This window comes from Klebsiella sp. GW_Kp182 (assembly GCF_040062275.1).
Taxonomy (GTDB): domain Bacteria; phylum Pseudomonadota; class Gammaproteobacteria; order Enterobacterales; family Enterobacteriaceae; genus Klebsiella; species Klebsiella michiganensis.
In genome coordinates, this window is the sequence record NZ_JBEAFQ010000053.1 from 1 (window position 1) to 13,899 (window position 13,899).

The 13,899-nt window shown below is 53.3% G+C and carries 14 protein-coding genes and 1 tRNA gene; 11 read left to right on the forward strand and 4 right to left on the reverse strand.

Features of this window, described 5'->3' with window-relative positions; all coding sequences use genetic code 11:
- The first annotated feature begins 69 nt into the window (after positions 1 to 69).
- From ABLU88_RS22610 to ABLU88_RS22645, 8 genes are all read left to right on the forward strand, one after another.
- Positions 70 to 146 (forward strand) — tRNA-Val (locus tag ABLU88_RS22610).
- Between the two features lie 444 nt (positions 147 to 590).
- Entirely contained in the window at positions 591 to 776 is a 186-nt protein-coding gene (locus ABLU88_RS22615; RefSeq protein ID WP_004136767.1) for a general stress protein, read from the forward strand.
- Positions 777 to 864: 88 nt separating this feature from the next.
- Complete coding sequence (locus ABLU88_RS22620; RefSeq protein ID WP_014229611.1) at positions 865 to 1,362, forward strand: ferritin-like domain-containing protein; 498 nt, start codon at positions 865 to 867, stop codon at positions 1,360 to 1,362.
- A 32-nt stretch (positions 1,363 to 1,394) separates the two neighbouring features.
- Complete coding sequence (locus tag ABLU88_RS22625) at positions 1,395 to 1,901, forward strand: ferritin-like domain-containing protein (RefSeq protein WP_009653688.1); 507 nt, start codon at positions 1,395 to 1,397, stop codon at positions 1,899 to 1,901.
- Between the two features lie 19 nt (positions 1,902 to 1,920).
- Positions 1,921 to 2,802 (forward strand): manganese catalase family protein, encoded by an 882-nt coding sequence (locus tag ABLU88_RS22630; protein WP_046878485.1) that lies wholly within the window; start codon positions 1,921 to 1,923, stop codon positions 2,800 to 2,802.
- A gap of 63 nt (positions 2,803 to 2,865) precedes the next feature.
- The gene (locus ABLU88_RS22635; protein ID WP_014229613.1) at positions 2,866 to 4,269 is read left to right on the forward strand and encodes a cytochrome ubiquinol oxidase subunit I; all 1,404 of its coding nucleotides are present in this window, start codon (positions 2,866 to 2,868) and stop codon (positions 4,267 to 4,269) included.
- A complete protein-coding gene (cydB, locus tag ABLU88_RS22640) occupies positions 4,269 to 5,279 on the forward strand; it encodes a cytochrome d ubiquinol oxidase subunit II (protein ID WP_046878487.1) in 1,011 nt (336 codons plus the stop codon). The genes ABLU88_RS22635 and cydB overlap by 1 nt, the downstream gene beginning before the upstream one ends.
- A gap of 8 nt (positions 5,280 to 5,287) precedes the next feature.
- Positions 5,288 to 6,913, forward strand: a complete 1,626-nt coding sequence (locus ABLU88_RS22645) for an alpha-amylase family protein (RefSeq protein ID WP_148849545.1) — start codon at positions 5,288 to 5,290, stop codon at positions 6,911 to 6,913.
- Here ABLU88_RS22645 and ABLU88_RS22650 read toward each other — a convergent pair.
- From ABLU88_RS22650 to ABLU88_RS22665, 4 genes are read right to left on the reverse strand one after another with little or no spacing between them, the layout of a single operon-like run.
- Positions 6,910 to 7,899 carry an SDR family oxidoreductase gene (locus ABLU88_RS22650; RefSeq protein ID WP_014229616.1) on the reverse strand — a complete coding sequence of 330 codons (990 nt, stop codon included), beginning with the start codon at positions 7,897 to 7,899 and terminating at the stop codon, positions 6,910 to 6,912. The genes ABLU88_RS22645 and ABLU88_RS22650 overlap by 4 nt on opposite strands.
- A 22-nt stretch (positions 7,900 to 7,921) precedes the next feature.
- Complete coding sequence (locus ABLU88_RS22655) at positions 7,922 to 8,440, reverse strand: 2-oxo-tetronate isomerase (protein WP_064357270.1); 519 nt, start codon at positions 8,438 to 8,440, stop codon at positions 7,922 to 7,924.
- 12 nt (positions 8,441 to 8,452) lie between these two features.
- Positions 8,453 to 8,899, reverse strand: a complete 447-nt coding sequence (locus ABLU88_RS22660) for a YetF domain-containing protein (RefSeq protein WP_025105847.1) — start codon at positions 8,897 to 8,899, stop codon at positions 8,453 to 8,455.
- 9 nt (positions 8,900 to 8,908) lie between these two features.
- Entirely contained in the window at positions 8,909 to 9,412 is a 504-nt protein-coding gene (locus ABLU88_RS22665; RefSeq protein WP_348838036.1) for a hypothetical protein, read from the reverse strand.
- Positions 9,413 to 9,766: 354 nt separating this feature from the next.
- Here ABLU88_RS22665 and ABLU88_RS22670 point away from each other — a divergent pair, with 354 nt between their 5' ends.
- Genes ABLU88_RS22670 through ABLU88_RS22680 form a run of 3 tightly spaced genes read left to right on the forward strand, consistent with a single transcriptional unit; the run spans position 9,767 to position 13,881 of the window.
- Complete coding sequence (locus tag ABLU88_RS22670) at positions 9,767 to 10,765, forward strand: LacI family DNA-binding transcriptional regulator (protein WP_004851570.1); 999 nt, start codon at positions 9,767 to 9,769, stop codon at positions 10,763 to 10,765.
- Between the two features lie 43 nt (positions 10,766 to 10,808).
- A complete protein-coding gene (locus ABLU88_RS22675) occupies positions 10,809 to 12,476 on the forward strand; it encodes an alpha-glucosidase (protein WP_348838038.1) in 1,668 nt (555 codons plus the stop codon).
- A gap of 7 nt (positions 12,477 to 12,483) precedes the next feature.
- Entirely contained in the window at positions 12,484 to 13,881 is a 1,398-nt protein-coding gene (locus ABLU88_RS22680) for a PTS transporter subunit EIIC (RefSeq protein ID WP_025105851.1), read from the forward strand.
- The last annotated feature ends 18 nt before the right edge of the window (positions 13,882 to 13,899 follow it).

A 13,899-nucleotide genomic window follows, 5' to 3' on the forward strand; every position in this document is an offset into this window, starting at 1 on the left:
CAGTTGGTTAGAGCACCACCTTGACATGGTGGGGGTCGTTGGTTCGAGTCCAATTAAACGCACCATAATGCGTCCGTAGCTCAGTTGGTTAGAGCACCACCTTGACATGGTGGGGGTCGGTGGTTCGAGTCCACTCGGACGCACCATTTCACAGCCTCGTGATCTGGTGCCTTTTATCTCCCGCATTGAAATATCCGAAAATTACTTTCAGCACTGGCGATACGCTATTTTCTGATTTTTCCCGGTCGTGTCCTTAATATCTTTCACCATTCCGACAACTTATTTCCCGCGCTTATGTAAAGAGACGTAAAGCCCTGCGCCGCGTCTACGCTGCATTTATTAACGCAGCGGCCCCGCCGATATTCCCTCGCGAATAAAAATCTTTCGTTAGATCATAACCCGTTATGCTGACATTCATTAAAAACAAGCGAAACGGTAACAGCAGCGCAATTCAGAGTATTTCAAAAAATATCACCACAAACCGGTTTGACTGTTCAAAAATAACGACTAAATTTAATTTCTGAACGACAACGGATACGTACCTGAAGCGTATCTTCCTGACATAAACTCAACAACAGAGGTATGAAAATATGGCAGAACATCGTGGTGGTTCCGGTAATTTCGCTGAAGACCGTGATAAAGCATCTGAAGCAGGACGTAAAGGCGGTCAGCACAGCGGTGGTAACTTTAAAAACGATCCGCAGCGCGCATCTGAGGCCGGAAAGAAAGGCGGCCAAAATAGCCATGGCGGCGGGCGTAAATCTGATAATTCCTGATATTAATCGCCTCATTCTCTTGTAACTAAAAGAGTAACCTGCGAGTCTGCGGACTCGCAGTTATTCTCCGTTTATAAAGGTAATTAATATGAATATGAAGAGCATAGAAGACGTTTTTATTCATCTTTTATCGGATACATATAGCGCAGAAAAACAATTAACCCGCGGCCTGGCGAAACTCGCCAGAGCGGCGTCCAGCGAACAGCTTAGCGCCGCGTTCAAGGCCCACCTGGAGGAGACTCAGGGGCAAATTGAACGTATCGATCAAATTGTCGAGCAAGAGCCTGATATCAAAATTAAACGGATGAAATGCGTGGCCATGGAGGGGCTGATTGAAGAAGCTAACGAAGTTATTGAGAGCACGGAGAAAAATGAAGTGCGGGATGCGGCATTAATTGCCGCTGCGCAAAAGGTTGAACATTATGAAATTGCCAGCTACGGCACTCTCGCCACTTTAGCAGAACAGCTTGGCTATAAAAAAGCGGTTAAACTTTTAGCGGAAACGTTAGAAGAAGAAAAATCAACCGACCTTAAATTAACTGACCTGGCGGTCGGCAATATTAATAAAGACGCCCAAAATAAATAGCCAGATGGTAAACCAATATTAAGGAGTTGATTATGAATTATCTTGAACATTATCACGACTGGCTACGCGATGCGCATGCAATGGAAAAACAGGCAGAATCTATGCTGGAATCCATGGCGAGCCGCATCGATAATTATCCTGACCTGCGCAGCAGAATTCAACAGCACGTAACTGAAACCAAACGCCAAATTACGGTACTGGAGGAGATTCTGGATCGTAATAATATATCACGCTCGGTGCTGAAGGATTCCATGAGCAAAATGGCCGCGTTGGGCCAATCCATTGGCGGGATGTTCCCTTCCGATGAAATCGTTAAAGGGTCAATTAGCGGTTATGTATTTGAGCAGTTTGAAATTGCCTGTTATACCTCCCTGCTTGCCGCCGCGAATAAAGCCGGCGACACCGCCTCAATCCCCGCCATCGAATCGATTCTGGCAGAAGAGCGGGCCATGGCCGACTGGCTGCTGAAACATATTCCGCAAACAACGGAAGAGTTCCTTCTGCGCTCTGAAGCCGAAGGCGTTGAAGCGAAAAAATAAGCAATAAGGATAAGAGCCTATGTTCCGACACGTTAAGCAGCTTCAGTATACCGTAAGGGTCGCCGAGCCGAATCCGGGACTGGCGAACCTTCTTCTGGAACAATTCGGCGGTCCCCAGGGCGAACTGGCCGCCGCATGCCGGTATTTTACTCAGGGCCTGAGCGATGACGATCCGGGCCGTAAAGATATGCTGATGGACATTGCCACCGAAGAGCTGAGCCACCTTGAAATTATCGGCTCGCTGGTTGGCATGCTCAATAAAGGGGCCAAAGGCGCCCTGGCGGAAGGCGCGGAAAACGAAGCCGACCTGTACCGCTCGCTTACCGCTAACGGTAACGACAGCCATATCACCTCTTTGCTGTATGGCGCAGGCACGCCGCTGACCAACTCCGCCGGGGTGCCCTGGACCGCCGCCTATATTGATACGATTGGTGAGCCAACCGCGGATTTACGCTCCAACGTGGCGGCCGAGGCGCGGGCCAAAATCATTTATGAGCGCCTGATCAACGTCACTGATGACCCCGGAGTGAAGGATGCGCTGGCCTTTCTGATGACCCGGGAAGCCGCTCATCAGCTCTCTTTCGAAAAAGCGCTCCAGTCCATCAGAAATAACTATCCGCCGGGAAAATTACCGCCCGTCCCTGAATACGCCAGCACCTACTACAATATGTCAGAGGGCGACGACATTCGCGGTAGCTGGAATAGCGATAGGCACTTCGAATATGTGGCAAATCCACAGCCTGCAGTGGATGGCGGAGAGGGTGGCGCCAGCGTTAAGCTAACGGCCAAACAAAAGGCCCTGGCGAAAACCATGGCGAAACGGACCCAATCCGATCCGGATGGCGATCCTCTGACCGGCGCAGAGCTCGGCGCAGGCAAGAAAAGCCCTGGTCCTCGATAACCTGCTGTTAATCACTTCCCCCTGCTCAATTCGGGGGGGGTGTTCTGTGATGGGGTCCGGAATATGTTTGAACTCGACGCGTTTAATCTGGCTCGGCTGCAGTTCGCATTTACCGTCTCTTTTCATATCCTTTTTCCGGCGATTACCATCGGACTGGCCAGCTATCTGGTGGTGCTGGAGGGGATGTGGCTGCGGACAAAAGATGACGTCTGGCGCTCATTGTATAATTTCTGGCTGAAAATTTTTGCCGTTAATTTCGGGATGGGCGTGGTTTCAGGCCTGGTCATGGCTTATCAATTCGGCACCAACTGGAGCGGTTTCTCACAGTTTGCCGGTAGTATTACCGGTCCCCTGCTGCTTTACGAAGTGCTCACCGCCTTTTTTCTCGAAGCCGGTTTCTTAGGCGTTATGCTCTTTGGCTGGAACAAAGTTCCTCCCGGCCTGCACTTCTTCACCACCTGCATGGTGGCGCTGGGCACGCTGATGTCAACCTTCTGGATCCTCGCGTCAAATAGCTGGATGCAGACGCCGCAGGGTTTTACCATTGAAAACGGTCATGTCATTCCCCAGGACTGGCTGGCGATTATCTTTAACCCTTCTTTCCCCTATCGTCTGTCCCATATGGCGATTGCCGCTTTTCTCAGCAGCGCGATGTTCGTCGGCGCCTCCGCCGCCTGGCATCTTCTGCGGGGCAATGATACGCCGGCCATACGTAAAATGTTTTCCATGGCGATGTGGATGGCCCTGCTGGTCGCGCCGGTCCAGGCCATCGTTGGCGATATGCACGGGCTCAACACGCTTGAACATCAGCCAGCAAAAATCGCTGCCATAGAAGGCCACTGGGAGAACAAACCCGGAGAAGCCACCCCGCTGCTGCTGTTTGGCGTGCCCGATATGGATGAAGAACGCACCAAATACGGGCTGGAAATCCCTGCGCTTGGCAGCCTGATCCTCACCCATAGCCTGAACAAGCAGGTCCCGGCGCTGAAAGATTTTCCGCCGCAGAATCGGCCAAACTCCCTTATCGTCTTCTGGTCTTTCCGCATCATGGTCGGCATGGGCGTGTTGATGATTGCCCTCGGCGTATGGAGCCTGTGGCTCCGCTACCGGCAGCGTCTTTTTCACTCCCGCGCCTTTCAGTGGTTTGCGCTGGCGATGGGGCCGGCGGGGCTGCTGGCGCTGCTGGCCGGCTGGATCACGACCGAAGCGGGACGCCAGCCCTGGGTCATCTATGGTTTATTACGCACCCGGGATGCGGTCTCTCTCCACAGCACAGCGCAAATGATCGTCAGCCTGCTGGTCTTTATCGTGGTGTACTGTTCGGTGTTTGGCGTAGGTTATTACTACATTATCCGGCTGATTCAGAAAGGGCCTCAGCCCGTCAGCGAATTGACATCGACAACCTCCGGTACGCCGGCTCGCCCCCTTTCCGCCGCAGAGGCCGTGCCTGAAGAGGAGACTCGCTAATGGGCATCGATATCCCCGTTATCTGGTTTGTCATCATAGTGTTTGCCACGCTGATGTATATCGTTATGGACGGCTTCGATCTCGGCATCGGAATCGTCTTCAGCTTTGTGCCCAACGCCAACGAGCGCGACGTGATGATGAACAGCGTCGCCCCGGTGTGGGACGGCAATGAGACATGGCTTGTGCTGGGCGGCGCGGGGCTATTCGGCGCCTTTCCGCTGGCCTACGCCGTCATCACCGATGCGCTAACGATTCCGCTCACCGCCATGTTAATTGGCCTGATCTTTCGCGGCGTCGCCTTCGAATTTCGTTTTAAGGCCACCCCCTCCCATCAAAAATTCTGGGATTACTCATTTGTGGGCGGCTCGTTGTTGGCTACCTTTAGCCAGGGGATAGTCGTGGGCGCGGTCATCAGCGGCTTTGAGGTTGCCGACCGCAGGTTCATCGGCTCAGCGCTGGACTGGCTGACGCCCTTTAGCCTGTTCTGCGGCTTAGGGCTGGTGGTGGCTTATACGCTCCTCGGCACCACCTGGCTTATCATGAAAAGCGAAGGCGCGCTGCAGCAGCGCATGCGTGAGCTGACCCGTCACACGCTTCTGGCGCTGATGGCGGTTATCGCCGTGGTCAGCGTCTGGACGCCGCTGGGCTGGCCGTCCGTTGCTCAACGCTGGTTTACCCTGCCTAATTTCTACTGGTTTGTGCCCGTTCCCATTCTGGTACTCGTCTTTAGCCTGTGGATCTGGCGCCTGAGCGCTCATCCCGCGAGCCACGCCCGCCCTTTCCTCCTGACGCTTGGGCTTATTTTTCTCGGCTTCAGCGGCCTGGGCATCAGTCTGTGGCCCAATATCATCCCTCCGCATATCACGCTGTGGGAAGCCTCCGCGCCGCCGGCCAGCCAGCTATTTATGCTGGTAGGAACCCTGCTTATCATTCCGGTGATTTTGGTTTACACCGCATGGAGCTACTACGTATTCCGCGGCAAAGTTTCCGGAAATGAAGGCTATCACTGAGGTGGGCTATGGCTGACTGGCATACGCGGGCCATTATCTATCAGATTGATTCAGCGCTGTTTTACGATCTTAACGGCGATGGCTGCGGCGATATCGCCGGGATCGCGGCGAAGCTGCGCTATATTCGCCGGCTGGGCGCGACGGTGATCTGGATAACGCCCTTCTACCTGACGCCGTTTCTGGATGAGGGTTACGATGTCAGCGACCATCTGCAGGTCGATCCGCGATTTGGTCAACTGGCGGATATCATTGCTTTTATCGAGCAGGCCCGCGAATTAGGCATGCAGGTTATTATTGAATTGCTGATCCAGCACACCTCCGACGCTCACCCATGGTTTCAACAAGCGCGGCGCAGCCGTCGCTCGCCGTTCCGCGACTATTATCTGTGGGCAGATAGCGATGATGACGATACGCCGCCCATGTTTCCCGGCGTCGAAGAGAGCATCTGGTCATGGGATGACGAAGCCGGGCAATATTTTCGCCATATGTTTTACCGCCATGAACCCGATCTCAATCTGGCCTCTCCCGCGGTGATCAAAGAGGTCGAAAATATCGTTATCTTTTGGCTGAAGCTGGGGGTTTCCGGCTTTCGTCTGGATGCCGCCTCGCATTTGACGAAACAGGCCGGACGCGGCGAGGAGAAACGCGGGCTATGGCTCCTGGAACATCTGCGTCGGCTGGTTGAACGACATAATCCGCAGGCCATACTGCTCGGCGAAGTCGACGTTGAGGTGGCGCAGTATCGCGACTATTTTGGCGATAATAACCGACTTAATATGGTACTTAACTTCTGGCTGAACAAATATTTTTACGTCAGCCTCGCCAGCCAGAGCGCCCACCCGCTGATCGACGCCATCAAGAAAATGGTGGTGCCTCCTGACGCCTGCTGCTTCGCAAACTGGCTGCGCAACCACGATGAACTGGATCTTGAAGGGATCGGTAACAAGAACAAGCAGACCGTGCTGGATGCCTTCGCGCCGGATAAGGAGATGAACGTTTATCAGCGCGGTATTCGTCGTCGGCTGGCGCCAATGCTGAATGGCGACCGGCGGCGGCTGGCGTTCTGTCATGCCGTGCTTTTTTCGCTGCCCGGCGTACCGATCATGCGCTACGGGGATGAGATCGGCATGGGTGACGACCTGGCGCTGGAAGAGCGCTACGCGGTGCGTACGCCGATGCAGTGGGCCGGTTCAGCGGGCGGCGGCTTCTCCGCAGCCGATCCGCAGACGTTTGTGGCTCCCATGATCGACCGGGGACCGTTTCGCTATCAGAAAGTCAACGTCGCTGATTCCCTGCTGCACCGCCATTCTCTCCTGCACCGTATTATTGATATCGCCAATACGCGGTCAGAATTCCCGGAAATCGCCGTTGCGCCTTTCCGCATCATTAGCACCGATCGGCAGGCGATTCTCGGGATCTGCTACGATGACCACGAGCGCAGCGTTATCGCCTTCCTTAATTTCAGTGATAAACCGCTGCGTTTTACCGCGAAAGGGATCTATGCGGCGGTGTGGACGCCCTGCCTGGCCGACAAAACCTACGCGGACGCCCTCACTCCCGGTAAGCACGCTAAGCTGGAGATTAGCGCATATGGCTATCGATGGTTCTGGACCAGCAGTAGCGCTCTGCGTTAGCGTTTTTTACGCGAGATAAACCATTTTGCTAAAAGTACCCCCGCCGCTGCCGCGCCGCCCAGCAGCGCTTTTCCGGGCACGCCGGAAGTGATGGCGGTGGCGCGATATTTCGCCTCAGAGGAAAAACGCCCGTGCGTTTTATGCAATCCGCTGACCGGCTGTTCGAGATAGTCCTGACGGTCGTCGGCATTCAAGCGCCGGGTCATTTGCCCTTCCCACGCTTTTTTGACCATCAGCCGGTCAAGGAAGCCCGGGAAAAGAAATTGCCCAATAATGGACTGAATCGTGCTGCTCCCTACCCAGAGTTCGCGTACGGGCCGGCGCGCGACGTTGAAGATAGCCTGGGCGGCCACTTCCGGCTGAAATACGGGCGGCACCGGGCGCATCGCCCAGGCAAACTTATTGCGCGCCCACTCGAACTGCGGCGTATTCAGCCCCGGCATCTGTACCATCGCAATACTCACGCCGCTATTTTCATGCATCAGCTCCGTACGCACCGCATCGGTAAAACCCCGAATCGCGGCCTTTGCCCCGCAGTAGGCGGACTGTAGCGGAATGGAGCGATAGGCGAGCGCGGAGCCAACCTGGATAATCACTCCGCGATCGCGGGGCGTCATCAGCGCCAGCGCGGCGCGAGTCCCGTTGACGTAGCCGAGGTAGGTGACCTCGGTTACCCGTCTAAATTCGTCGTGGGTCATCGCTCTGAAAGGCGCCAGCACCGCACACATCGCGTTATTGACCCATACCTCGATAGCCCCGAGCCGATTTTCGATTTCGCCGGCGGCGGTCAAGAGCGCATCGGCATTTGCCACATCGGCCTGCACGGTATGCACCCGAACGCCGCAACGAAGGAGCTCCTGCTTCGTCGCCTCAAGGCTTCGGCCATCGCGGGCAATAATGCCGACGTCATAGCCTGCCCGTGCAAAGCGCAGGGCCGTTGCTTTACCGACTCCCGCAGTACCGCCAGTGATCGCCATGACTGCCATATAAACCTCCGCAATAAAAGCGTTATGCGCTCTGCCAGCTGGGCAGTTTCTCGATGAGCATCGCCAGTGAATAGCGCACGGCTTTCTCCACAACATCCTGGCACTCGCCGGAAAACAGCGTTTTATGCGCGTCGATACTGCCGCGAAAATTCCACGCGAACCAGACGGTCCCCGCAGGCGTCCCGTCATCGCCGCCGTCCGGCCCCGCGTATCCGCTAATGGCGATACTGATATCCGCCCCGGAACGCGCCAGCGCGCCGGTGGACATCTCTTCAACGGTCTGCCGACTGACGGCGCTATATTTCTCCAGCGTTGAGGCGTTGACGTCGAGAAGCTGCTGTTTCGCCCGATCGCTAAAAGTGATTAAGCCAATATCGTAGAATGCGGCCGTATCCGCTTCCGCGCACAGCGCTGCCGCCAGGCTACCGCCGGTGCAGGATTCCGCGGTGGTTAAGCGTAAACGACGGTCAATCAGCGCGCTGGCGACCTGTTTAGTCAGCTCGCCGGTGGTTTTCGCCTGGTTATAAGGGTTATTTGACATAAAAAGACCTTTTTAACTCTCAGCAGGAATAATAGAAATGTGGCCATTCCGTTCCAGTATGGCATATTTGATTTTACTTAATTCCGTAATACCCTGATTCTGCCGCGCGGCGACCAGAATATCATCACAGGAGACGTCCACTTTTTTCAGCTTGTCAATTAACGGCACGCCATTTTCGACTAAAATCACCGGGCAACCATCAAGCGCTGACTCTGCGCCAGCGGAATATTTCTTCATTAATCCGAAAAGCATATCCACGACCACCAGCGTCATAATCGTCAGCATTGCGCCGGTCACCGAAAAATCGTTCCCCAGCAGCGCCTGCTGGGTAGCCTCGCTGATAATAAGTAATAAAATCAGATCAAAGCTGGTCATTTGTAATAGCGCCCGGCGGCCGGCGATTTTAAACACCACCAGCAAAATTAAATATATCGCTAACGCACGCAAGACCATCTCCATCGCATCCTCCTAAGGATAAATAAATTGCCAGAAGCGGATTTCGGGTTCGCCGTTTAGCTGCAAAGAGTGGTTTAACTTACCTGGGCGGGTGGGCGTAACGTAGAGCCATATAGAAAAATTATTCATGCTTTTCAGATCATTATAGACCAGAAAGAGCCGGTCGTTCTGACTGTACATCCTGTCTGGCCGGGGCCAGATACTGCCAGGTTCAAAAGAAGAGGTAAAATCACCGCCAAGGCTAAAAATATATTTATCCGCGACCCGCGGGTGGGCGGTAATCTTTAGCCTGAATTCAGTTTGCAAACGACCGAAGCGGTCATAGGCCACCGTTAAATTGCGCTGCGCAGTTGTTTTTTCGGCAGTGCTAAAATATCCTCCAGAAAAGAGACCCAAAAGGGCTGCCAGTATGATCGCCAATAATATTCCGAGGCCTATCTGGCGGGCAGCGCATTCAAAATTAAGAAAAAATTCGTTCTCTTTAATCCCGGGCAGCCTCTTTTTTTCACTTGCCATTTTTCACCTCACCGTTGCGCTTATTATCGGAGCGCCAGTTTAAGAAATAGCAACCCGGTTTAATATGTCAAGTTCGTCGCGCCAAAGCCGGAATAATAGCTAAACGGGACATCTCGCTTGTTATTCGTTGAGCATCTCCCCCGCCTCCATCCGGAGGAAGATGTTTCCATTTAGCGCGGCGGGTGCACGGATGTTGTCTCGAGCTTAGGCCGTTGCCCGCGACAACATCCGTACCGCTCAGCAGGCGTGTCGTTAACTTTATTGTGAGTCAGGTCATGTTTTATAAAAATGAGGTTGACCCGGCTCCTGCGCGAAAATATTTTATGCCCATGTGATATCGATTTCATAAGAACCATGGCAACCATAAAAGACGTCGCTGTAAAAGCCGGCCTGTCGGTCACGACGGTATCCCGCTTCCTCAACAATCATCCTTATATCTCTGAAGATAAAAAGGAAAAAATCCTCGCGGCCATGAAAGAGCTGGATTACGAGCCGAGCACCGTCGCGCAGCAGATGCGCGGGGTGAAAACCCACCGGATTGGCGTGCTTATCTCAAGGATAACCAACCCTTTTTTTGCCAGCCTGGTCGACGCCCTTGAAGTTACGGCACGAAAAAACGGCTATTCGGTGCTGATCGTCCAGAACCACAATAGCGCGGGCGAAGAAGAAAACTGTCTCGATCTGCTGAAGAAAAAAATCATCGACGGGCTGATCTTATGCGCCGTAGAGAGTGACAAAGACGTCATTGAGCAATATCAGAAATATGGCCCTATCCTGCTGTGCAACACCAGCATAGATAATACCACTTTGCCCGTCGTCAGAATGAACGATGAACTGGCAACCTATAACGCCGTCAGCTGGCTGCTTAACAAAGGGTATAAAAAAATCGCCTACTCCACCGGTGGCGCATTCCAGCAAAAGGGCCACGGCAGCAGAAGGAACCGCGGCTTTATTGCCGCTATGCAAGACGGACAGCAGGCGGTTAACGAGCGGTTTATTTTTCGTCATGTCCACACCTGGCGCGACGGGCAGCGCCTGGCTGAGCAAATTCTGCAGATGACGAAAAGCGAACGTCCCGATGCGATTTTCGCCGGCAGCGATGAGGTCGCCTGCGGCCTGATTTCCGCGCTATCGGCCCACGGCGTCAGCGTTCCCGGCGAACTGGCGGTCATGGGCTTTGATAACCTTCCCGTGGCGGAGATGGTGCATATTCCGCTCACTACCGTTAGCCAGCCCATTGAGCAGCTGGGCCGCATCTCTGTAGAACGCCTGCTGTCCCTGATCAACCACACGCAGTATCGCTATGACGAGGAAGACCTGAAATCGGAACTGGTTATCAGAGCCTCGGCGTAATTTTTTTTCACTCAATATGGTATCGATTTCATACTCAGGAGAAATGATGAATCAATCACAACAAAGCGCATGGTGGAAAGAATCGGTTATTTATCAGGTGTACCCAAAAAGCTTCTATGACAGCAATAACGATGGCGTTGGCGATATCCCGGGTATTATCGCTAAACTGCCGTATCTGAAAACGCTGGGCATCACCCTGATTTGGGTCTCGCCGTTCTACCGCTCGCCGGGAGCAGATAACGGCTACGATATCGCGGACTACTATGCGGTGAATCCCGATTTAGGCCAGATGCAGGACGTTGATAACCTGATTAAACAGGCTGGCGAGCTGGGCATTGAGGTAATGGTCGACCTGGTGGTTAACCATACCAGCGATGAACACCCCTGGTTTCAGGCCGCGCTGGCCGACCCTCAATCGAAATATCGTGATTATTACATCTTTAAACCCGCCGCGGCGGGCGGCGCGCCCAATAACTGGCGATCGATTTTTGGCGGCAGCGCGTGGGAAAAAGTCGCTGGCGAGGAGTGCTACTATCTGCACGTTTTTCATAAAAAGCAGCCGGATCTCAACTGGGAAAACCCGCAGCTGCGCGAGGAAATCTACGCCATGATTAACTGGTGGCTGGATAAAGGCATCGCCGGTTTTCGCATCGATGCAATTACCTTTATTAAAAAAGATCAGGACTACGCCTCTCTGCCCGCAGACGGTATTGATGGTCTGGCATCGATTAAAGCGAAATCGCGCAACCGTCCGGGCATCGAGCGCTTTCTCCATGAGCTAAAAGAGCGCACTTTCCGTCGTCACCGCTGCGTAACCGTGGGCGAAGCGCCGGGCGTGCCTCTGGAAGAGTACGACAGCTATATTGGGCCAGACGGCTACTTTAATATGATTTTCGATTTTCACGCCGCCGATATTGATGTCGAAAACGGTTCTGAATGGTTTAAGCAGCGCGACTGGAACGTTCGCGAATTCAGGGAGGCGCTATTTGCCAGCCAACGGGCCTTTTACCAGGCCGGCTGGGGAACGACGTTTATTGAAAACCACGACCAGCCCCGCGCGCTATCCAAGCTCATCCGCGACGCGGATTATCAAAATGACGTCGGTGCCAAAGCGCTGGCCGCGATGTACTTCTTTATGGCCGGAACGCCGTTTATTTATCAGGGCCAGGAGCTGGGGATGAAAAATTTCCGCCGACAATCGATCGCGGAATTTGACGATATTTCCAGTATTGATAACTACCACCGCGCCCTGGCGGAAGGTTTCTCTGAACAGCAGGCGTTAGGCTTTATCAACCAGCGCTCGCGGGACAATTCGCGAACGCCCTTTCCGTGGTCAGATAGCGCCAACGGCGGATTTAACCGGGGCGCGCGGCCCTGGCTGGCGTTTTCCGCAGCTGACTTCAGCGTCAACGCGCAAAGCCAGATAAACGATGCGGATTCAGTATTCGCGTTTTACCAAAAGATGATCGCCTTGCGAAATAAGCACTATCCGCAAACGCTGATCTATGGTTCATTCGCCGCCATAGAAGACGTTGACGATCGCATCATTGCCTACGAACGGAGAACGGCGACCGCACGTTTTATCTCGATAACCAATTTAAGCGCACAGCCTCTGCCCTTTACGCTCCCGGCGGGTGAGATTGTCCTCAATAATTATGCCAACGCTGAGACTCCCCTGAAACCCTATCAAACCCTTCTCGTTAAGGAATGAGTCAAATATGAACAACTATAAAAATATCGCCGTTGAGATCGTGAATATCATCGGCAAGGAAAATATTGCCTCAGCCACCCACTGCGCCACCCGTTTACGTTTGCAGGTAAAAGATCGACAGAAAATTGATGACGATAAAATCCGCAATATTAGCGAAGTCAAAGGCGTATTTTTTAATGCTGGCCAGTATCAGATAATCCTCGGAACCGGGATCGTCAATAAGGTTTACCAGGCGTTTGTTAACGAATTCCAGGTTGCCGAAATCAGCAAGGATGAAATGACGAAGCAGAGTACGGGCCGGTTACAGCGGGGAATTCGCAATTTATCGGACGTGTTTGTGCCGATTGTCCCGGTACTCGGGGCCACCGGCCTGTTTCTCGGCCTGAAGGGGGTCATTTTTAACGATACCGTCCAGGCGTGGTTTGGCGGCAGCGTTCATCAGGTTCCGGTGGCGCTGCAAACGCTGACCACGGTGCTTTGCGACACCGCTTTCGCCTTTCTGGCGGCGTTTATTTGCTGGTCGGCGTTTAAGAAATTTGGCGGTACGCCAATAATCGGCTTCTTAATCGGCCTGATGCTGGTCTCCCCCGCGCTGCCGAACGCCTATGACGTGGCGTACGGCAACAGCAGCCCGATTTATGTATTGGGTTTTATTCCTCTGGTCGGCTATCAGGGGTCTATTCTGACCGCCCTGATCACCGGCATTATCGGCGCTAAGCTGGAAATTTTTTTCCGCCGGGTGATGCCCAACTCGATGGATCTGATTTTTACGCCGTTTATCGTCATCCTGATTGCGGTGGCCATCGCTTTACTGGTTTTAGGGCCGCTGGTGCATGCATTTGAACATTATGCCGTGATGGCTATTCAGCAATTTCTGACGTTGCCTGCGGGTATTGGCGGTCTGTTAATCGGCTTCATCTATCCCATTGCCGTGATGACCGGGATGCATCATATGTTTATTATGATTGAAACCTCGCTGATTGCCGGTACCGGGTTTAATCCATTAATTACGGTGTGCGCGATGTACGGTTTTGCCAACGCCGCCGTATGTCTGGCTATTTCACTGAAGGCGAAAAATATCGCGTTTAAAACCGCCGGGATTTCCGCGACCATTACTCAGCTATTAGGCGTTTCGGAACCGGCTTTATTCGGTATCGTGATGCAATCCGGGCTACGGGCGATAATGGTGATGCTCACCAGCTCGGCGCTGGGTGGCATGGTGCTGTCGCTATTGTCGATAAAAGCGAACTCATACGGTCTGGCGGTCCTTCTGTCGCCGCTGATGTATCTCTACGATCGCTATCAGTTTGTTACCTATATTACCGTCGGACTCGCGGTCTTTATTTTTGCCTTTATTATCACGTTCATTTTTGTCAAAACCGATAAAGCGACCAAAGAGGCCTGAAAAAAATAAAGCCCAACT